Origin of the sequence: Pseudonocardia sp. DSM 110487 (assembly GCF_019468565.1) — a bacterium.
Lineage (GTDB): Bacteria > Actinomycetota > Actinomycetes > Mycobacteriales > Pseudonocardiaceae > Pseudonocardia.
In genome coordinates, this window is record NZ_CP080521.1 from 914,712 (window position 1) to 934,103 (window position 19,392).

A 19,392-nucleotide genomic window follows, 5' to 3' on the forward strand; every position below is an offset into this window, starting at 1 on the left:
ACCAGCCCACCGCTACCGGGCGACACCGCCAGGTTCAGCTTGCGAACGTGACTGTGGCCAGCTCGCACCAGCTCGCCTGCGCCCCCTCCTGCGTCAGCTGGGCGAACCGCGTGTCACCGAGGTGGCGCCGCACGGCCCGCTCGATCCGGGCCGCATCCGGTTGCGAACGGTCCGGCTGACCGCGTACGCACGCGCTCGCCGCGAGCAGCCGGGCGGCCTGCTCGTACTGCTCGTTCCGCAGCGCCAGGTCCGCGATCCCGGCGAGCACCTGCGCGATCAGAGGTGGGTACTCCGTCTCGGATGCCGCCTCGAAGGCGGCGATGCGGTGCTTCACCGCTTCGTCGAGATCCTCGGCGAGGTAGCCGAGCAGGTCATGGGTGGTCGCGCGGACGTGTGAACGCTCCGCGGCGTCGCCAAGGACGTCGGTCGCGACGCGGAGCTGCCGGCGTGCCTGCTCGGCATCGCCGTTCCAGCGCGCGAGCTCCGCCTTCGCAAGGGCCAGCTCGGCCAGCGTGTTCGGCCACGCAACCCGTTCCGCGTACCGCTGCGCCTCTGCCATGGCGGCCGCGCTCGACTCCTCATCCCCCGAGAGCCAGTACAACTGGGCCTGCCGTGACCGCATCGTCACGACATCCTCGACGGCACCGACCTCGGTGACCACCGCGATCGCCTGCGCGTAGTACTCGCACGCGCCTGCGAACTCGCCGCGCATGGCGATCCGGTTCGCCAGCTCCGTCAAGGCGAACGAAACCCCCCACCGTTCGCCGATCGCGCGGAACTCGGCGAGCGCGGTCTCGAGGTACGCGTCCGCGTTCCGCTCGTCATGGCCGACGAGGATCCGCATCTTGCCGAGTTGGAGCCGGGCGATGGCCCGTACCCAGGGATCCTCGTCGGCGAGCAGCGGTTCGAACGCGGACAGCAACGCGTGCGGCCCCTGCAACATGCGTTCCAGCGCGGCGACGAGCCCGATCAGGGGGTGCCGGCTCCGACTGCGCCGGCCGAATTCGCACGCCTTGTGGATCCACTCCTCCGCCTCGTACGGGTCACTCCGCCCGGAGGTCCCGAAGAAGGAGACGAACGCATAGGCCTTCGCCCGGACCTCGTCGGCCACCTCGCCGGGCGTGCCGGCCGCCGCCATGATCAGTTCGTTGCCCTCGGCCTTGTGCCCGCCGAACCACCAGTACCAGCAGGCGGTCACCGCGAGACGCATCGCCCACTGCGCATCGCCGGCCGCGAGCGCACCGCGCATCGCGGCGCGGATGTTGTCGTGCTCGGCTTCGAGCGTGGCGAGCCATTCCAACTGCTCGGCGCGGCGAAGATGCGGCTCCGCGGATTCGGCGAGTTCGGTGAAATACGCGAGATGCGCGCGCCGCGCCAGATCCGATTCCGCCGCCTCCGCCAGACGCTGCTCGGCGTACTCCTTGATCGTGCCGAGCATCCGGTAGCGCGGCGCCCCGTCGCTCTCGGCGAGCACCAGCGATTTCTCGGTCAGGGCGGTCAGCAGCTCGAGCACCTGACCGGTTTCGATCGTTGCGTCGTTCCCGCCCTCCGCGCAGACCCGCTCGGCCGCTTCGAGGCTCGCGCCACCGGAGAACACCGAGAGCCTGCGCAGCACCATCCGTTCGGGGTCGGTGAGCAGCTCCCAGCTCCAGTCGATCACCGCACGCAGTGTCCTGTGCCGTGGCAGCGCCGTGCGGCTGCCGCCGGTCAGCAGGCGGAACCGGTCGTCGAGCCGGTTGGCGAGCTGATCGACGGACATCGTGCGCAACCTGGCCGCGGCGAGTTCGATCGCCAGTGGCATACCGTCCAGCGCCCGGCAGATGCGCGCCATCGTCGACAACGTGCGCGCGTCGGCCCTGATGTCCGTGCGCACCGCACAGGCTCGGTCCTGCAGCAACCGGACGGCCGGAGCGGACTCGATCTCGGCGGCGTCGGCGTCCTCCGCGGGCAGGACCAACGGCACGACCGGCCACAGCGTCTCACCGATGATGCCGAGGGGCTCCCTGCTCGTCGCGAGGACCCGAAGCCTCGGGCACTCTCCGAGCACCCGATGGGTGAATGCCGCCGCGGACTCGATCACGTGCTCGCAGTTGTCCAGGATCAGCAGCGCCTCCCGCTCGCGGAGAGCGGTGATGACCCGGTCGATCGGCGGCGCGTTCGGTGCGTCGCCGAGCAGCGCATCTCGCATGCCGAGAGCCGAGAGCGCCGCGTGCGCCACATCCCCGTCGGAACCGATGGCCGCGAGTTCGACCAGCCAGGCCCCGTCCGGCAGGTCGCCGAGCAGCGTGCGCGTGGTCTCCGCGGCCAGCCGGGTCTTCCCCGAGCCACCCGGCCCGACCAGGCTGGTGAGTCGATGTCCGGTGACGAGTTCGCGGACGACGGCGACATCGCCGCCCTTGCCGACGAAGCTGGTCAGCTCGGCCCGCAGGTTGGTCTTCCGGGACTCCTCCCGCCGCCCCAGCTCACCCCGCAGCAGCGCGACGTGCAACGCGGACAGCTCCGGTGCGGGGTCGATGCCGAGCGCGGTGGCCAGCGCTTCCCTCGTGCGCTCGTACACGAGCAGCGCCTCGGCGTCGCGACCCGTCGCGACGAGCGCACGCATCAATGCGGCGACGAGTCGCTCCCGCAGCGGATGCGCGGCCACCACGTCGGTCAGCTCGGCGACGAGATCCGCGCCATGGCCGAGGCTGATCTCCGCGTCGAACCGATCCTCCATGGCGGTCAGGCGTAGCCCCTCGAGCCGGGTGACCGCAGCCTCGAACGCCGCACTCTCCGGCGAGCCGACGTCCTGCATGGCCGCGCCGCGCCACAATGCGAGGGCCTCGCGAAGCCGCCGTAGCCGCTGCGGATCCGCGCCGTCGCGGGCCTGGCCGACGAGGCGTTCGAACCGCACGGCGTCGACGGCGTCGGGTTCCACCCTCAACCGGTAGCCGTCCCTCCGCCCCTCGACCACCCCATCCGGCAGCGCCTTCCGGAGGCGGGATACCAGGCGCTGCAAGGCATTCGCCGCTTCGGCCGGCGGGCGCTCACCCCAAATCCAGTCGACGAGCGCCGCCTTCGGGACGGCATGGCCCGGTCTGAGCGCGAGGGCGATCAACAGCGCGCGCAACCGGGTGCCCGGCACGTCGGCGACGACACCGTCGTCCGTGCGGGCCTCGAACGGCCCGAGCACCCCGATCTGCACCTGGCCGAGCTTGCCATGGGAGATCGGTAGGTCTCCGGCTGCTGGTGTCCGGGCCGTGTCAGCGCCGTGTCAGGCCCTGCGGTGATCGTGGCGGCAACAACGGCCACGAAAGGAAATCCGATGACCCAGACGGTGCCCATCCCGCACGGCCTTCCCATGGAGCGCGACGCGAGCCCCTTCGATCCCCCTCGCCGGATCAGCCGGTTGCGCGAGGCCCGCCCGGTCAGCCCCCTGATCTTCCCCGACGGTCACGAGGGCTGGCTGGTCACCGGCTACGACGCGGTCCGCCAGGTCATGGCCGACACCCGGTTCAGCTCCCGCCAGGACATCGGCATCCTCCACCTGCCCTACGAGACCCCCGGCATGCCCGCACCCACCGAGCCGTCGCCGCAGGTGCCGGGCCTGTTCATCAGCATGGACCCGCCGGATCACACGCGGCTGCGCCGCAAGCTCACCGGCGCCTTCACCGTCAAGCGCATGCGGATGCTCGAGGAGCACATCACCGAGATCGTCGAGCGGCAACTGGACGAGCTGGCGCGCCTCACGCCCCCGGTCGACCTGGTCGCGGAGTTCGCGCTGCCGGTGCCGTCGCTGGTGATCTGCGAGCTGCTCGGCGTCCCCTACGCGGACCGGGCGAACTTCCAGGTCAACTCGGCCAAGTTCCTGGAGAAGGACGTGACGCTCGAGGAGAAGATGGCCGCCTACGGCGGAATGACCACGTACCTGGCCGAACTGGTCATGCGTAAACGCGCCGAACCGGGCGAGGACATCCTGTCCGACCTCGCCCGCGATGACGACGTCACGGTTGAGGAGCTGATCGGCGTCGCCTTCCTGCTCCTGCTCGCGGGCCACGAGACCACCGCCAACATGCTGGCACTGGGCACCTTCGCGCTCCTGGAGCACCCCGAGCAGCTGGCCGAACTGCGCGCCAACCCGCACCTGCTGCCCGATGCCGTCGAGGAGATGTTGCGCTACCTGGCCATCGCCGATGTCTTCTACCGCTATGCCACGGAGGACATCGAGGTCGGCGGCGAAACGATCAGCGAGGGGTCGACGGTCGTCGTCTCGTTGCTGGCCGGCAACCACGACCCGCAGCGCTTCGACAACCCCGACACCCTGGACATCCACCGCAAGGCCCGCGGTCACCTGTCCTTCGGGCACGGCGTCCACCAATGCCTCGGCCAGCAACTGGCCCGGATCGAGATGCGCGCCGGATTCGACGGGCTGCTGCGTCGCTTCCCGACGCTCGAGCTCGCCATCCCCGCGGGTGAGGTGAAACTCAAGACCGACATGAACATCTACGGCGTCCACACGCTGCCGGTCCGCTGGACGGAAACGGCCTAGCTGTTCGTGCGCCCACTCAATCGAGCAGGAGGGCCGCGAAGAGCTTCGCCGTCCTGGGGTCGACCGTCCAGGTCTGTGCCAGTTCGGCGGCGTCCTCGTCGGTGAGGCCCGCCCGCTCGTAGCGGCTCACCAGTTCCTCGTCGCCGTCCGGGTCGCGGGGAGCGATGTCGACGCCGACGACGTCGGCCTTTCCGACGATGGCCTTCGCGTCCGGGTAGAGGTCGAGGCCCCATGCGTCGGCCAGCGCTTCGGCGTCCGCGAGCTGGCGATCGTGCCGACGACCGGTCCCGGTCACCACGGAGTCGGCGACCGAGGTGAGGTAGTCGGGGGTGCCGTACACCGGATCGAGAGGGGGTGGCGCCGACGGCGCGGGTGGATCGGGCGTCGGGGTGGCCATGGCTGACGCTGCAGACGGGCGGGGCGCGGCGGGGACGGCATCGCGGTCGGGCTGCAGGGTCACGACGATCAGGCTGGCGATTCCCGCGGCCGCGATGCCGAGCGTGGATCCGGCCGCTGTCTGGGCCCTCGCACGCCGCCGCCTGCGCCGCTCGACGATGTCGAGCACGTCGGAGAGCGGGAGAGGGGGCCGCGGGTCGTTCATCGGTGGCCTCCCGGTCCGGTGGGGTCGCTGCCCAGCGCGCGTCGCAGCCGGGCGCGGCCGGTGCTGAGCAGCGCGGATACCGTGCCCTGTGAGATGCCCATCCGTTCGGCCACCTGGTGTTCGGTGAGGTCGTCCCAGTAGCGGAGGCGGATCGCGGTGCGCATCCGCGGAGGTAGCCTGCGGCACGCCCGGTACACGTCGTCGTGGTGGTGGTCGCCGATGTCCACGAACGTCACGGGGAGCATCCGTGCGAGGGCGCGGCTCTCCAGCATGCGGTGGCGCCAGCTGCGGCGGCAGATGTTGACCGCCACGCGGTACACCCAGCCCTCCGGCGAGTCCATGATCGCCACCCGGGGCCACCGCTCGTAGGCGCGGGCGAACGCCTCCGCGGCGGCCTCCCGCCCGAGGAGCGGGTCGCCCACCGCGGCGGACACCCGGCGGGTCACCCCGTCCGCAACGGACTCGTACCAGGGGGCGAAGTCCAGCCACACGACCGTTTCGAGATCGACGGTCACCACTCCTTACGGCCCCACCGGGCCAGGGTGCGGAGATCGTGCCGGACGCTTCCCGCCGGCTCCGGGAACCGATCGCGTGCCAGGCACCGCTGCAGCAGCCCCTCGACGAGTGCCGCTTGCGACATGATCTGGGCGGCGTCGGCGGCCCCGGGCAGGATACGGACCTCCAGGGTGTCCTTGATCATCGGCTCGCGGATCACGTGCAGCAGGTTGACGTCGCAGTACTTGCTGAGCTCGACGGCCGTGACGGCGTTGCGCACGTCGTCCCACGAGCCCAGGTCCCGCAGTGTGCCGACCAGCTCGACGAGGGCAGGTGGCGGTGGGCCGAGCCTGCGGCACGCCGGGTTCGTGCCCAGCAATGCGCGTAGCGGCTCACCCCACTTCGAGAACAGCTCGACGACGTTCGCGAACGCCTGCGGCGTCCGGAACGGTGCCGCGTCGAAGTGCAGGTGCACCGCCGCCTCCACCGGAACCGTGAACCCGAGCTCACCGGCCGGGCGCAGGATCCGCTCCAGCGCGTCGCCGTGTTCGTGCTCCAGCGGCGTGGTGATGATCTCCGCGGGGCGGTGGCGTTCGCCCGGCAGCGGTGCCGCCATCGCGATGCTGGCGTCGTCCCGATCGGTGACCTTGTAGATCGAACCGCGGGCGCACGTCACCTCGGTCCCGAACAGCGCGGCCACGGGTGCCAGCACCTCATCGACGGGGGCGGCCGGGTCGCACACCTGCGCGAGCAGGTTGAGCAGGCGCGCGTCGTCGGTGACGATCCGGTGCCAACCCGGCAGCGGGGCGGCCCGGACGTCCAGGTCGGCAACGATGGTGACGTCGTCGACGACGGAGCACACCGGGCGGCCCGCGGCGTCCAGCACGTCGAACCCCGGTGTCAGGTGGCGGAAGGCCCCCATGCCGGGTACCGCCGACGGCTCGCTGTCGCGGTGGAAGGCGAGTGCGACCTCGCCCCCCACCGCGACCGCGACCGCGTGCGCCAGATCTGCCCTGCTCGCCCCGCGCGGAGCGAGCAGCTCGATCTCGAAGCCGACCCGGGACTCCAGCTCGTGGAGCACGCAGCGGTTCCCCTCAGGAAGCGTCGACGAACGGGAGCACCCCGACGGTCTTGAGTTCGCGGCCGGCCTTGACCTTCGCGAGGGCCGGATCCACACCCCAGTTCTGCGCGAGCACCGCGGCGTCCTCGGCTGTGTATCCCGTGTCGACGAACAGCTGGGCCAGCTGGGTGTCGGAGAGGCCGTCGGCGGCGGACGGGTTCGCGTACGGAGTCGCGGCGAGCGGCGTCCCCTCCACCAGGAACGAACCGGCCTTGACCTTGGTCTGGGAGACGTCGGGCACACCCCAGCTCCGGGACAGCGCGACCGCGTCCTCGTACGTGTAGCCCGCATCGGCGTACGCCTGCGCCGCGGTGGCATCGGGGACCTGGGCGGCACTGGCCCCGAATGCGAGGTGCTCCACGACGGGCTCGATCGCCGGGACATCGGCGTTGGCGGCCGCAGGGGCCATGAGCACCGAACCCGCGATCGGCAGCCCGATCAGCCCGAACACCACAGCCGGGCGGCGGAACCGGCCCTGCCATGTAGACCGCCTCTGCTCCACCGGTTCGCGATGATCCATCCCTCACTCCTCACAGTCGCTGTCGCCGCCGTGCCGGCGCTGACATCTCGTGAAGCGCGAGGGGTTGGCTGCTCCTTAGTGAAGTGATGTGGATCACCGAGGTGATCACGGCGCCGGATCTGCTGCCCGGCTGCGGTATGGCGCCCTGTCACCGCCGGTCGGTGGAGGCGAGGGGTCAGCAGGCGTTCGGGCAGAAGCCGTCGAGCTCCGCGTTGAACCCGGGTGGGCGGTCCGGCTTGCTCGGGTCGATGGTCCGGAGGATGCGGTGGCCGATCTCGCTGAGCTGCCGCGTCTGCGCCTTGGTCAACGGGTCGAAGACGAGGCGCCGGATCTCCTCCGAGTGCGCCTCGAAGGAGCCGACGAACTTCTCCCAGCCGTCCCCGGTGAGGATGGCGAGGGTGCAGCGGCCGTCGGTGGGGTCGGGTGCGCGGCGTACCCAGCCGCGCTTCTCCATGCGGGAGATCACCTGAGACAGCCGCGACAGCGAGCCGTTGGTGAGCACCGCGAGCTCGCTCATCCGCATCGAGTGGCCTTCGTGCAGGGCCAGCGCCATGAGTGCCCAGTACTCGAAGTGGTTCATCCCCGCGTCGCGCTGGAGTTGGTCGTTGAGCGCCGCCGGCAGCTTGATCATCAGGCCGACGAGCACGAGCCAGATCGGTAGCTCCTCTTCGGTCAGCCAGGTCCGCTCGGTGGTCTCCACTCGGCGGAGTCTAGCCGGACTTTACTTCATGGTTGAAGTGACTGACCGCACACCCGACTTGCCGCCTTGATCGCGTAACCGCTAGCTTTGCTTGAGCGTTGAAGCTACATGGTTGAAGTAACGGCGCGGGGGACCGGTCTCATGCACGTCGTCCGGTAGGGCCTCGCCGCCCGATTTCAGCCATCCCAGTGACTCGACGGAGAGTCGCCCGGTCAGTTGTAGCTGACTGAAGCTTCATGTTCCTTCCAGTCATCGTCCGGCTCCTCCGTGAGCCGGCGTCCAAGTCATGTGAGAGGTTTCCTGTGGAGTCTTCGCGGATCTTCATCGTCGGTTCTGGTGTGGTCGGTGCCGCCACGGGCGAGGGCTTCCTCGCCGCAGGTCACAAGGTGACGTTCATCGACGTCTCGGCGCCGCGGGTGGCCGAGCTGGCCGCGCGCGGCCTGGATGTGCGTACCGAGATCGACCTGTCCGGCGAGCCGGAGTCGTTCATCTTCCTGACCCTGCCCACGCCGAACGACGGGCACCGCTACGACCTGTCGGCGTTCACCGCCGGTACCGCCTCTGTGGGCAAGGCCCTCGCCCTGTCCACCGCACGGCACACCGTCGTGGTGCGCTCCACCGTTTCCCCCGGCACCACCGAGGGCTTGGTCAAGACCACCCTGGAGGAGAACTCCGGGATGGTGGCCAACGAGGGCTTCGGGCTCGCGTCCAACCCCGAGTTCCTGCGCGCGGTCTCCGCGGCAGAGGACTTCGCCCACCCGTGGATGACGATCATCGCCAGCCGCGACCCGCAGAACGTCGAGCGGCTGCGCGAGCTGCTCGCACCCTTCGGTGGCGAGCTGCGCACCTTCACCAACCCGGCCGAGGCCGAGTTCGTCAAGGCAGCGCACAACATCTTCAACGCCACCAAGATCAGCTTCTGGAACGAGATGTGGCTGGTCGCCCAGAAGCTCGGCCTCGACCTGGACCCGATCGCCGCCACCGTGGCCCGCTCGGCAGAGGGCTCGATCAACCCCGAGTACGGCATCCGCGGCGGCGCCCCCTACGGCGGCGTGTGCCTGCCCAAGGACACCCAGGGCTTCCTCGGGTTCGCCAAGACCGTCGACGTCGACATGCCGCTGCTGTCCGCCGTGGTGGAGGTCAACGACCGCCTGGCCGAGATCGTCGACCACGAGGCCGACATCACCGACCTCGCCGCCACCCACTCGCAGCTGCGTGAGGCCGCCCGCGGAGTGCAGCAGCAAGCGGTGAGCGAACCGGCATGAACCTGCCGCTGTTCTACTACGTGCTCGGCACCCCGTTGGGTGTGCTCGGGCTGATCCGGTGGGGGACCTGGCTGATCCGCCGGGTCCCCGCCGTGCTGTACAAGCCGATCGCCGGCGACCACGACGCATCGCTGGCGATCGTCGTCCCGGTGTACCAGGAGGACCCCGAGATACTGGCCACCGCGATCGAGTCGTGGCTGGCCAACCGCGTCGACCAGATCATCCTTGTGGTGGACGTTTCCGACACCACCTGTCAGGACGTCGCCGCCGGGTATCCCGTCGAGGTGATCATCACCGACGTCCCTGGCAAGCGGGACGCCCTCCGGCGGGGCTGGCGGGCGGCCCGGACCGAGCTCGTCGCCCTGGTGGACTCGGACACCATCTGGGCCCCGGACGTCGCCGACGAGGTGCGCAAGCCGTTCGCCGATCCCCGCATCGGCGGGGTCGGCACCCGCCAGTCCGTCTACGGCACCAGCGGGTTCCTCGCGCGGATCACCGACATGTTCCTCGATCACCGCTACTTCGACGAGAACGCCAGCCAGTCCCGGCTCGGCAGGGCCGTGTCCTGCCTGTCCGGGCGCACGGCCGTCTACCGCCGCCACGTCCTCGTCGAGATCGAGGACGAGTTCATGAACGAGACGTTCTGGGGCGTGCAGGCCCTGTCCGGTGACGACAAGCGGCTCACGACGCTCACCCTGGAACGCGGCTACCTGACCTACATGCAGCGCACCGCAGAGGTGTGGTCGACCTTCCCCACCCGGTGGAAGGTGTTCTTCCGCCAGCGGCTGCGCTGGGCCCGCAACACATGGCGATCCGACCTGCGCGCCCTGTCCAAGCCGTGGGTGTGGCGCCACCCCTTCCTCGCCTACACGATGATCGACAAGGGCCTGTCCGGCTTCACCCTGCTGCTGGGCCCCGGCTTCCTCGTCTACTCCCTCGTCAGCGGGAACTGGATCTTCTCCCTGGTGCTGGTCGCCTGGTGGCAGCTCAGCCGCGCCGCCAAGCTCCTGCCGCACATCCGCAGGCGCCCGTCCTCACTCTTCTTCGTCCTCGGCTACGTCGCCGTGTCCTGGGTCATGGCCCTCATCAAGATGTACGCCCTCGTGACCATCCGAACCCAGCGTTGGGGCACCCGCCAGGTCGCCGTCGAGAACGGCCATGTCGTCCGGACCGGGACAGTGGACCTCGCCGTCGTGATTCCGGACCAGCACGCCGAGCGCGAAAGGATTGCGGCATGAGCGCCGCCCGGAAGGGTCGACGCGCCAGAGGCGTCGTCGCTCTCACGCTGGTCGTCGGGATCAGCCTGGTCGCCGGGGTCGCGACCGTCTGGCGGCTCGCCGAGCCGGCCGGGCCCACGGTGCAGGCCGCGGCGCTCCCGCCCCATGAAGATCCCGCGGAGGAGATCCCCGTCGACGAGGCGGCGCCGCAGCCGCTGCTCGCGCCGAGCGTGACCTCGCAGGCGGACGGCCCGGCGTCGTGGGTGTCGCGGGGCCGGCCGAGCCGGATGGTGACTGTGCGACCCACCACCCTCGACGTGGTCGTCGACGGGCGGGTGAGCCGTCGCGTCGCGTTCGCGGGCACCGCGGTGACCCTGGCCGAGCTCGACCGCTACCTGCCCGCGAGCTGGCTGACCGTCGGCGACGGCGTCGCGACCCTGTCGGCGACCGTCGTCCTGACCCGGGGCACGACGCTCGGCGTCACCGGCGGCGACGGCATGCGCACCCTGCAACTGGCCGGCGGGGCCACCCCGGCCGACGCCGCGTCGATCCACACCGGCGGGGGCGCGCTCACGCTCGCCGGCATCACCGTCACCTCCGTCGACCCGGCCACCGGCCAGCCCGTCCCGGCCACCGCGGCCGGCAGGCCGTCCATCGTCGCCTCCTCCGGCGGCCGGCTGGAGGGCGCCGACCTCACGATCAGCGACCTCGGCGCTCCATCCGCCGCCGACGACGACGGCCGCCCCGCGGTGCTGTTCAACCCCGGCAGCACCGGCTTCCTGACGCGCACCTCGATGCTGCGCGGCAGCACCGGGCTGAAGCTGCAGCGCTCGGACGGTGTGCACCTCACGGACGTGTCGGTCACCGAGTCGGGCGAGGACGGTCTCGTCCTCTCCGGCGACCGGGCCACCGCGCTGAGCGGGATCCGCGCCGAACGCAACGGCGGCGACGGGGTCCTGGTCGCGGGCCAGAGCTCGGGCCGCCCGATCACCGGTATCGCGACGTCGGGCAACGGCGGCTTCGGCCTCGCGGTCAAGGGGCAGTCCGGCGCCCGCATCACTGCCGTCACCACAGCGGGCGACCAGGACGGCGGGCTCCAGCTGAGCGGCAGCAGCGACGTCGTCGTCACCGACTTCACGGCGACCGACCAGCGCGTCGGTGTGTTCGCCCACATCGGCAGCAGCGGGATCACGCTCGACCGCGTCCGTACCACGGACGGCCGTTGGGGCGTGTCGATGGAGAAGAGCACCCACGGGCTGCGCATCACCGACTCCACCTTCCAGGGTGCGCTGGTGGCCGGTGTATCCATCGGCGGCCAGCAGGCCACCCTCGAAGGGGTGCAGATCCGCGACACCGACACCGGTGTGCGGATCGAACGCGGTGCCCGCGACGCCGCGCTCACCAACCTGACCGTGGCCAACGCCCGCGACGGCGTGGTCGCCAAGCCCGACACCACCGGCATCGTCATCACCGAGCTGGTCGCCGACAACGTCGAATCCGACGCGATCCGCACCGCCAGTGCCGGGACCCGGATCGTCGGTGGCCTGATCACCGGCGGCGCCACCGGCATCGACGCCGAAGCCGCCACCACGATCTCCGGCACGACGATCAACGCGGCCGAGGCGGGAATCCGCTCCAGCTCGCCCGACCTCGTGCAGGTCACCGACGTCGCCATCGACACGCAGGAGATCGGCGTCAACGCCGCAACGGGGAGCCCGTTCCTCCTCGCCGACTCACAGGTGCACGCCCTCGAGTCGGTGCGCGGTGAGGTCGACCTCGCGGGCGTCAACGACCTGAGCCTGCCGCCGCTGAACGTCATCGGCGTGATCGGAATCCCCCTGATCCTGCTGGCCATCGTGCTGGAGGAGGTCCACAGCTTCCGGCAGCGACGCATCAGGGGCAGGGCCCGACCCGGAGCACCCACGCTGCGGGTGGCGAACTGAGCCGGCGCCGCGCTGGTTCGTGCGGCGGGGAGGTGCTCAGTCGTCGACCGGGCGCCACCCCGGCCGCTCGCCGTCTGCGTGGACGTGACCGAACTGCACGTCCGCGAAGTGGATGCCGAAACCGATCGTGCCCGGCGTGGTGAGCTCCTCGACGAGGGCGCGGCGGAAGTCGGTGGACCGTCCGCGGTCGTGGTCGGGCGCAGCCCACCACTCCGGGTGTTCCATCTGGATCGGGGAGTGGAAGGCGTCGCCGAAGGCGATCAACCGGCGCTCGCCCCCGTTGATCACGTAGGTGGCGTGCCCTGCCGTGTGCCCGGGGGTGAGCATGACCCGAACGCCCGGGAAGATTTCCTCGCCGTCGGTCGCGGTGCGCACGTGCGGCCGCAGCGTCTCGAGGATCTCGCGGGAGGTGCCCTGCGCCTCGGCGAGATGCCGCTGCGTCCACTCGGGTTCCGAGATCCGGTAGTCGGCGTCGCCGAACACCCGCGAATCGCTCCCCGGGGTGGGCTGCCATGCCCAGCCGACGTGGTCGGTGTGCAGGTGGGTGATCGCAACCGCTTCGATCGCCGCGGGATCGCGGCCGAGCGCGGCGAGGCTGTCCAGCAGTGCCCCGCCGTGGATGGCCCCGTGCGCGTTGCCCGGATGTGCCGGCACCGACTGCGGGCCGAACCCGGCATCGATCAGCAGCGCGCGGTCGCCGTGTTCCACCAGCAACCCACCGATGCTGGCCACGAGGTTTCCCGAATCGTCGAGGTACTCGGGGTGCTCGGCCCAGACCTCGTCGGTGGTGTCCGGCAGCCACGCGCGCGGGTCGAGCTGAACCGCACCGTCCGGCACGTAGCTCACCCTGGTGTCGCCCAGTGACAGCGACCGGATGCCTGCCGGTCGCCGGAGCCGCTCGTCCATGTCCCACCCCGTCTAGTTATGATTTGAAAGATTCAGATCATAAATATCATGGCTTGATGGACCGCTGCTAGCCTGGGCAGGTGACCACTCCGGATGCGCAGGCCGTCGCAGAGCGGCAGCTCTGCGGGCTGGTGAACGGGCTGGCCGGCCGGATCAGCGCGCACGTCCGGGAGCGCGCGGTGAAGCTGGGGCTCACCGCCGCCCAGGCCACCGCGCTGCGCGAGCTGACGGGGCCGATGACCATGTCCGAGCTCGCCGACCGGATGGACTGTGAGCCGTCGAACGCCACGGTCGTGGTCGACCGGCTCGAGGGCCAGGGGCTGCTCGAACGTCGTCCCCATCCCTCCGATCGCCGCGCCAAGCGGCTGATCCTCACCCCCGCCGGTATCGAGCTCCGGGTGCGGCTCCTCGAGTTGCTCGGCGAGGAGTCGCCCCTCGCCGGCCTGACCCAGAAGGAGCAGGCGGTGCTGCACGACTTGCTGCAGCGGGCCGTCTCGCACAGCACTTGACGTCAACCCGGACTCAGGTACCACGATCCGGATCGTGATTTGCTACCTGAAGAGTTCGGCCTGATCATGCCGCGCGTGATCGCCGCGGAGGCGATAGATCCGGAGTGGTGTCAGCTGTTCAGCAGCTCGGCGGCGACCGCGAGATCGGCGGAGAGGGTCGCGCGGTCCGCCGCGGACAGCTCCAGCGCTTCGATCTGCGCGAGCACCGCGGCCGCGGCGTCGCGGTCGCCGGTGCGGACGTGCAGTTCGGCGAGGTAGACGAGTGCCGGAACCCGTTGGACGGGTGGGGCGTCGGAGTGGCGGGTGAGGCCGATCTCGAGCATCCGGATCCCGGCCGCGTCATCCCCGTGCGAGTCGGCCTGGCGCGCCGCCGCGGCGACGACCCGGGCCAATCGGCCTTCTTCCTCGGTCGGCCTGTCCTGTGGCCCACCGTCGAGGTCTGCGTCGGACTCGGTGCGCTGCCGGCTGATCCGCAGCCAGTTCCCACCCGGATCGACCACCATGAAGCCGCCGCGGGTGCCCTGCATCCGACGCGGCCGCGTCATCCGCGGGATGCCGGACACGGGCACCTTCCCGAACGCCTCGCGCAGGCCCGCCGCGAACGCCGCGTGCAGGGCTCCGGTGTCGGGAACGAGCACGATCACGGTGTGCATCGACTCGGCGGGTTCGAACTCGGGGACCCCGAAGAGGTGCAGCTCGATGTCCTGCCGGCGGACGACGGCGTAGGGGTTGGGCCGCTCCTGGCGGTAGGGCACCTCGAACCCGAGGGCGCGGTAGAAGGGCAGGGAATCGTCGAGGGCGCGGCAGGGCAGGGCGGGGATCACCGTCGCGGAGGGCACGACAACACCGTACGGTGTTCGGAGTATCAGCGGTAGGAGAATTGCATGGAGTTCGCGGGGCGCGGCGATCCCGCGCGCACGATGGCGCTGCTCTGGGAGGGCGTGCCAGCACCCCGGCGCGGGCCCCGGCAGCGCTTCGAGCTCCCGCGGCTCGTCGACGCCGCGATCGCCGAGGCCGACCGGGCGGGCCCGGCGGCCCTGTCGATGCGCGCGCTCGCGCAGGCGCTCGGGATCGGCCCCGCGACCCTGTACACGTACGTGCCGGGAAAGGCCGAGCTGCTGGAGCTGATGGTCGACCGCGTCGCGGCCACGCAGCCCCTGCCCGTCGCGGACGCCGGATGGCGCGCCGGGCTGCGCGACATGGCGAGCACCGACCTCGCCGCGTACCGGGCGCATCCCTGGCTGCTGCAGGTCGCGACCTCGCGCACCGTCTTCGGGCCGCACGTCATCGCCCGCTACGACGCCGCCCTTGCCCTGCTCGACGGAACGGGGCTCGCGGGGATCGAGATCGCGGGCTGTGTCGCGGCGGTCGAGGCGCACACCCGCGGCGCGGGTGCCGCGGTGGTCGAGGCCGAACAGGCGCCCGTCGCCACCGGGAGCAGCGACGACGAGTGGTGGGAGGGTCGCGCCCCGCTGCTGGCCGAACGCATGGACGGGCGCTTCCCGCGCCTCGCCGCGCTGGAGGCGGCGGGGGCCTTCGGGGTGTCGGACACCACGCTGCCGTACACGCTGCAGCGCGCGCTCGACCGGTTCGCCTACGGGCTCGAACTCGTGCTCGACGCGGTAGGCGCCCGCATCGGTGGAGCGAACGGCACATCTGCTCGCACCTAGCGCGCGACCGAGCCGCTCGGTCCGCCGTAACTGCCGCCGCATCGGCGCACCGCACTCGTGTTCGGCGTTCTCGCTCGGAGCACGGCAGGATGCCCGCGTGCGGAGAGTGCGCAGTGCCCTCGTCCTCGCGGCCTGCGCCGTGATCGTCATCGTGGTGGCAGGCGTGGCCCTCGCCGACCCGTTCCACCTGCGTCACATCCGGTGGTTCACCGCGTCCGCGGTGCTGCTGGCCGTCCTGCTCGCCACGGCGGCGTTCTCGGTGCTCGCGCCGCGCGGCGTGCTGCGGCTGATCGTGCTGGCCATCGGCGGGCTCGCCGCGCTCGGCTGGATCGGGATCGTGATGGTGGCGACGCGGGTGACGGTCGAGAACCGCACCGTATCGGAGGTGGCGGACGGCGGGCGGCGACTCGTGGTCGTCGAGGCGGCGCCTCCGGCCGCCCGGCCCATCTACGCCGTCGTGGTCCGCTCGGGGGGCGGGATGTTCGAGCAGGAGACCGTGGTCTACCAGGGCGTCGAGTCCGGGGTGCCCCCGTCCGACATCCGGTTCGTCGACGGCGACACGGTCGAGGTGCGCACGGGTCCGTGTGTCTACCGGTCCGAGGTCGAGGCCGTCACCCTCGCCGTCGACCCCGTCTACCGCCCGCTTCGCGCTGACACCTGTTAAGAGAGCGGCAACTCGGCCTCGGCGATGCTGGTCGGGGGCACGAGGCCGGCGTCGCCGGGCTGCAGCACCACCATGACGAACCGGACGGGCCCGTCGCCGATGCCCGAGTAGCGGTGCGGCGCGTGGGCCTGGAACAGCACGGTGTCGCCGGTGTCCAGGTGCTGTTCGGTGGCGCCGACGCGCAGGCCCAGCCGGCCCGACAGCACCGAGAGCACCTCCTGCGTGCCCATCGGGTGGGCCTCGCCGTCGAAGCCGTCGCCGGGCTGCAGCGTCCAGTCCCACAGCTCGACGACGTCCGGCGGGTCGGTGCCGATCCGGAACACCGCGTTGCTGCCTGCCGCGCTGCTCCACAGCGTGGCGGCCTCCGCGGCGCGACGGACGGTGACGCGCGGCTCGCTCGCGTCCTCGATGAGCGAGGTGACGCCGACGCGCAAGGCGGCGGCGAGCGCGGCGAGGGTGGCGATGCTCGGGTTGCCGCGCGAGGTCTCGATCTGGATGACGGTGCCGCGGCTCACGCCTGCCGCGGTGGCCAGCGCGTCGATCGTCATCCGCCGCTGTTGGCGCAGTGCACGCACGTTGCGGCCGACGGCCGTGGCCACGTCCTCCGAGGACTGCATGGGGACAGTCTGCCGTACCCCAGGGAATAGTTCGTTGTACTTCAGCGCTGCCTTCGGCTAGCGTCCACTCTGCTGTCCTTCAGGGTTTGATCCATTGAACTGAGGTCTCATGTCCGTCCCGTTCGCCCTGCCCGCCGCCGTCACGTACGGCATCGCCGACTTCGCAGGCGGGCTGGCGGCGCGACGAGCATCGGTGCTCGTCGTCACGGTCGTCGCGCAGGCCGCTGGGCTGCTGAGCCTGCTGCTCGTGATCGGGCTCGTCACGGGGCGGCCGTCGCCCGCCGCGTTCGGGGTCGGTGCGCTCGCGGGCCTCGCCGGGGTGTCCGGCCTGCTGCTGTACCTCAAGGCGCTCGCCGTCGGGCCGATGGGCGTGGTCGCCCCGCTGTCGGCGGTGGTCAGCGCGGGGCTCCCGCTCGCGGTGGGGCTCGTGGGCGGGGAGCGGCTCGGGCCGGTGGCTGTGCTCGCCGTTGCCGTCGCGCTCGTGGCGATCCTGCTGGCCACCACGGGCACCCGGAACGACCGGGCCGCCAGCACCGGCGTGCTGCTGGGCCTGGCCGCGGGAGTGGGTTTCGGCATGTTCTTCGTCGGGATCGACGCCGCGCCGGACGACTCGGGGCTGTGGCCACTGCTCGCCGGCCGGATCGCCTCGGTGGCGCTGCTCACCGGCCTCGTCCTCCGGCACCACCTGCCCCTGCCCACCCGCACGCGGGCCGCGACCCTCGCACCGGCCACTGGCGAGTCCAGCATCCCGGCACGGGGAGACGACCGCCTCGGCGCACGTGGCCCGCTGCTGCTCATGGTGGTGAGCGGCGTGTTCGACACCCTCGCGAACGTGCTGTTCCTCGTGGCCACGCGCCTCGGCGAACTGGGGATCAGCGCCGTGGTGGTGTCGCTCTACCCCGTGGTGGTCGTGCTGCTGGCCCGCGTCGTGCTCGGCGAGCGCCTCACCCGCACCCAGCTGCTGAGCGCAGGCCTCGCCCTGACCGCGAGCGCCTTGCTGGCCGCGTCGTGACGATCACTGGCGCCATGACGGCAGCCACAGCTGCGTGTCCCACATCTCCGGTGTGATCGGCACGCCCATCAGGATCGGCCACAGCCAGGCGAAGTTGGCGACGACGAGGCCGGTCCAGAGCCCGACGACCAGCAGGCCGGTCTGGCGCCGCTCCCGCCCGGCGCCTGCCGGCCCGAGCACGACACCCATCGCCAGCACCGTGGCGAGCACGAGGAACGGCGCCAGCGGCGCCATGTAGAAGTAGTACATCTGGCGGGACATGTTGGCGAACCACGGCAGGATGCCCGCGGCGTACGCGAGTAGCACCGCGCCGGAGCGCCAATCGTTGCGCGTGAGCAGCCGCCACAGGGCGAAGCCGAGCACGGGGACCGCCGGCCACCACAACGCCGGGGTGCCGATGAGCATGACGGCGCTGATGCAGTCGCTGCGGCCGCATCCCGTGACGTGGTCGCCGGACGCGTAGTAGTAGAGCATCGGGCGCAGCCCCATCGGCCACGTCCACGGCTTCGACTCCCACGGGTGCACCCCGCTGGCCTCGGTGGTGAGGCCGGCGTGGAACTCCAGCACCTTGCTGCTGTAGTACCAGAGCGAGCGCAGGGCGTCGGGCAGGAACGACCACGGCCCGCCGGTGCCCACTTCGATGCCGACGGCGTACCGGTCGGTGCCCGTCTCGCTGCGGAACCAGCCCCACCACGCCGACAGGTACGCGAGCAACGGGACGACGGCGAGGGCCCACACGGCTGGCCCGAGGTCGCGGCGCAGGGTGCCGACCCACGGCCTGCGGACCCCGGCCGCCCGCCGGGCGCCGGCGTCGAAGAGCAGGACCAGCAGCGCGAAGCCCGCCACCCAGTACGACTCCGACCACTTGACGGCGCAGCCCCAGCCGAGCAGTGCGCCGGCGAGCAGTCGCCACCACCGCACGCCGAGGCGCGGCCCGTAGGGGGTGTCGCCGACCCGGCCCTCCGTCACCACTACCGCCATGCGCGCGCGCACGTCGTCGCGGTCGCAGAGCAGGGCGGCGAACGGGGCGAGCACGAAGAACGCCGAGATGCTGTCGAGCATCCCCATCCGCGACTGCACGTGCGAGAGGCCGTCGCAGATCAGCAGGATGCCGGCGATCCCGCCGAGCAAGGTGGAGCCGGTGAGCCTCCGCGCGATCCGGATGATCAGCAGCACCGTGAGCGTGCCTGCCAGTGCCGACGCGGCGCGCCAGCCGAAGCCGTCGTAGCCGAACAGCAGCTCGCCCAGCGCGATCAGCTGCTTGCCGAGCGGCGGGTGCACCACGAGCTCGTAGCCCGGGTTGTCCTCCACACCGCCGTTGCGCAGCATCTGCCACGCCTGCGGCACGTAGTGCTTCTCGTCGAAGACGGGGGTGCCGCCGTCGGTCGGATAGCCGAGTCCCGTGAAGCGCACGACGCCCGCGACCAGCGTGAGGGCGATCGTGACGATCCAGCTGCGCAGGCGGTCGGTGGGTAGCGGGGGCCCGAGCACGGCAGTGGGGTCGAGCGGGCGCGGGAGTGCCTCCGGGCTCACCCCCAGCGGCTCGACGCCCGCTACGGGCCGGTCGCTCGAGGCTGCCCGGGTGCGCAAGCCCTCGACCGCCCGGATGACCATCCGCCCGATCG

At 71.3% G+C, this 19,392-nt stretch carries 18 protein-coding genes; 8 read left to right on the forward strand and 10 right to left on the reverse strand.

Annotated elements, in window-relative coordinates:
- Positions 1–34 precede the first annotated feature (34 nt).
- On the reverse strand, positions 35–3,184 hold the full coding sequence (locus tag K1T35_RS04300) for a BTAD domain-containing putative transcriptional regulator (RefSeq protein ID WP_220258887.1): 3,150 nt from the start codon (positions 3,182–3,184) through the stop codon (positions 35–37).
- A 120-nt stretch (positions 3,185–3,304) separates the two neighbouring features.
- Between K1T35_RS04300 and K1T35_RS04305 the strand changes: the two genes are divergently transcribed.
- Positions 3,305–4,528 (forward strand): cytochrome P450, encoded by a 1,224-nt coding sequence (locus K1T35_RS04305; RefSeq protein WP_220258888.1) that lies wholly within the window; start codon positions 3,305–3,307, stop codon positions 4,526–4,528.
- 16 nt (positions 4,529–4,544) lie between these two features.
- On the opposite strand, the gene K1T35_RS04310 is transcribed toward K1T35_RS04305, so the two are convergent.
- The 5 genes from K1T35_RS04310 to K1T35_RS04330 form a co-directional block, all read right to left on the reverse strand.
- A complete protein-coding gene (locus K1T35_RS04310) occupies positions 4,545–5,129 on the reverse strand; it encodes a hypothetical protein (RefSeq protein WP_220258889.1) in 585 nt (194 codons plus the stop codon).
- Entirely contained in the window at positions 5,126–5,644 is a 519-nt protein-coding gene (locus K1T35_RS04315; RefSeq protein ID WP_220258890.1) for a sigma-70 family RNA polymerase sigma factor, read from the reverse strand. The genes K1T35_RS04310 and K1T35_RS04315 overlap by 4 nt, the downstream gene beginning before the upstream one ends.
- Positions 5,641–6,705 (reverse strand): amidoligase family protein, encoded by a 1,065-nt coding sequence (locus K1T35_RS04320; RefSeq protein WP_220258891.1) that lies wholly within the window; start codon positions 6,703–6,705, stop codon positions 5,641–5,643. The genes K1T35_RS04315 and K1T35_RS04320 overlap by 4 nt, the downstream gene beginning before the upstream one ends.
- Positions 6,706–6,718: 13 nt before the next feature.
- Entirely contained in the window at positions 6,719–7,264 is a 546-nt protein-coding gene (locus tag K1T35_RS04325; RefSeq protein ID WP_220258892.1) for a hypothetical protein, read from the reverse strand.
- Between the two features lie 175 nt (positions 7,265–7,439).
- Positions 7,440–7,964 (reverse strand): MarR family winged helix-turn-helix transcriptional regulator, encoded by a 525-nt coding sequence (locus tag K1T35_RS04330; RefSeq protein ID WP_220258893.1) that lies wholly within the window; start codon positions 7,962–7,964, stop codon positions 7,440–7,442.
- A 302-nt stretch (positions 7,965–8,266) separates the two neighbouring features.
- Between K1T35_RS04330 and K1T35_RS04335 the strand changes: the two genes are divergently transcribed.
- Genes K1T35_RS04335 through K1T35_RS49600 form a run of 3 tightly spaced genes read left to right on the forward strand, consistent with a single transcriptional unit; the run spans position 8,267 to position 12,389 of the window.
- Positions 8,267–9,229 (forward strand): 2-dehydropantoate 2-reductase N-terminal domain-containing protein, encoded by a 963-nt coding sequence (locus K1T35_RS04335; RefSeq protein ID WP_220258894.1) that lies wholly within the window; start codon positions 8,267–8,269, stop codon positions 9,227–9,229.
- Complete coding sequence (locus K1T35_RS04340) at positions 9,226–10,467, forward strand: glycosyltransferase (RefSeq protein WP_220258895.1); 1,242 nt, start codon at positions 9,226–9,228, stop codon at positions 10,465–10,467. Before K1T35_RS04335 ends, K1T35_RS04340 begins: the two co-directional genes overlap by 4 nt.
- Positions 10,464–12,389, forward strand: coding sequence for a right-handed parallel beta-helix repeat-containing protein (locus tag K1T35_RS49600; RefSeq protein ID WP_220258896.1), 1,926 nt, complete (start codon positions 10,464–10,466; stop codon positions 12,387–12,389). Before K1T35_RS04340 ends, K1T35_RS49600 begins: the two co-directional genes overlap by 4 nt.
- A 36-nt stretch (positions 12,390–12,425) precedes the next feature.
- Here the strand turns inward: K1T35_RS49600 and K1T35_RS04350 are convergent, their stop codons facing one another.
- Positions 12,426–13,295 carry an MBL fold metallo-hydrolase gene (locus tag K1T35_RS04350; RefSeq protein ID WP_220258897.1) on the reverse strand — a complete coding sequence of 290 codons (870 nt, stop codon included), beginning with the start codon at positions 13,293–13,295 and terminating at the stop codon, positions 12,426–12,428.
- Positions 13,296–13,375: 80 nt separating this feature from the next.
- Here K1T35_RS04350 and K1T35_RS04355 point away from each other — a divergent pair, with 80 nt between their 5' ends.
- Entirely contained in the window at positions 13,376–13,804 is a 429-nt protein-coding gene (locus K1T35_RS04355; RefSeq protein WP_220258898.1) for a MarR family winged helix-turn-helix transcriptional regulator, read from the forward strand.
- Positions 13,805–13,914: 110 nt separating this feature from the next.
- Here the strand turns inward: K1T35_RS04355 and K1T35_RS04360 are convergent, their stop codons facing one another.
- Positions 13,915–14,643, reverse strand: a complete 729-nt coding sequence (locus K1T35_RS04360; protein ID WP_220258899.1) for a VOC family protein — start codon at positions 14,641–14,643, stop codon at positions 13,915–13,917.
- Positions 14,644–14,688: 45 nt separating this feature from the next.
- On the opposite strand from K1T35_RS04360, the gene K1T35_RS04365 reads away from it, so the two are divergent.
- Positions 14,689–15,474 carry a TetR/AcrR family transcriptional regulator gene (locus K1T35_RS04365; RefSeq protein ID WP_220258900.1) on the forward strand — a complete coding sequence of 262 codons (786 nt, stop codon included), beginning with the start codon at positions 14,689–14,691 and terminating at the stop codon, positions 15,472–15,474.
- Positions 15,475–15,571: 97 nt separating this feature from the next.
- Positions 15,572–16,138 carry a hypothetical protein gene (locus K1T35_RS04370; RefSeq protein WP_220258901.1) on the forward strand — a complete coding sequence of 189 codons (567 nt, stop codon included), beginning with the start codon at positions 15,572–15,574 and terminating at the stop codon, positions 16,136–16,138.
- On the opposite strand, the gene K1T35_RS04375 is transcribed toward K1T35_RS04370, so the two are convergent.
- Positions 16,135–16,755 carry a helix-turn-helix domain-containing protein gene (locus K1T35_RS04375; protein ID WP_220258902.1) on the reverse strand — a complete coding sequence of 207 codons (621 nt, stop codon included), beginning with the start codon at positions 16,753–16,755 and terminating at the stop codon, positions 16,135–16,137. The genes K1T35_RS04370 and K1T35_RS04375 overlap by 4 nt on opposite strands.
- Positions 16,756–16,864: 109 nt before the next feature.
- Between K1T35_RS04375 and K1T35_RS04380 the strand changes: the two genes are divergently transcribed.
- Positions 16,865–17,767, forward strand: coding sequence for an EamA family transporter (locus K1T35_RS04380; RefSeq protein ID WP_220258903.1), 903 nt, complete (start codon positions 16,865–16,867; stop codon positions 17,765–17,767).
- A 3-nt stretch (positions 17,768–17,770) separates the two neighbouring features.
- Here the strand turns inward: K1T35_RS04380 and K1T35_RS04385 are convergent, their stop codons facing one another.
- Positions 17,771–19,381, reverse strand: coding sequence for a dolichyl-phosphate-mannose--protein mannosyltransferase (locus K1T35_RS04385; RefSeq protein ID WP_220258904.1), 1,611 nt, complete (start codon positions 19,379–19,381; stop codon positions 17,771–17,773).
- Between the last annotated feature and the right edge of the window lie 11 nt (positions 19,382–19,392).

Excerpts from the sequence above, each read along its gene's own strand:
- K1T35_RS04365 (WP_220258900.1), top strand. The coding sequence starts at position 14,689 with ATGGAGTTCGCGGGGCGCGGCGATCCCGCGCGCACGATGGCGCTGCTC.
- K1T35_RS04375 (WP_220258902.1), bottom strand. The coding sequence starts at position 16,755 with ATGCAGTCCTCGGAGGACGTGGCCACGGCCGTCGGCCGCAACGTGCGT.
- K1T35_RS49600 (WP_220258896.1), top strand. The coding sequence starts at position 10,464 with ATGAGCGCCGCCCGGAAGGGTCGACGCGCCAGAGGCGTCGTCGCTCTC.
- K1T35_RS04380 (WP_220258903.1), top strand. The coding sequence starts at position 16,865 with ATGTCCGTCCCGTTCGCCCTGCCCGCCGCCGTCACGTACGGCATCGCC.
- K1T35_RS04385 (WP_220258904.1), bottom strand. The coding sequence starts at position 19,381 with ATGGTCATCCGGGCGGTCGAGGGCTTGCGCACCCGGGCAGCCTCGAGC.
- K1T35_RS04340 (WP_220258895.1), top strand. The coding sequence starts at position 9,226 with ATGAACCTGCCGCTGTTCTACTACGTGCTCGGCACCCCGTTGGGTGTG.
- K1T35_RS04310 (WP_220258889.1), bottom strand. The coding sequence starts at position 5,129 with ATGAACGACCCGCGGCCCCCTCTCCCGCTCTCCGACGTGCTCGACATC.
- K1T35_RS04305 (WP_220258888.1), top strand. The coding sequence starts at position 3,305 with ATGACCCAGACGGTGCCCATCCCGCACGGCCTTCCCATGGAGCGCGAC.
- K1T35_RS04325 (WP_220258892.1), bottom strand. The coding sequence starts at position 7,264 with ATGGATCATCGCGAACCGGTGGAGCAGAGGCGGTCTACATGGCAGGGC.
- K1T35_RS04350 (WP_220258897.1), bottom strand. The coding sequence starts at position 13,295 with ATGGACGAGCGGCTCCGGCGACCGGCAGGCATCCGGTCGCTGTCACTG.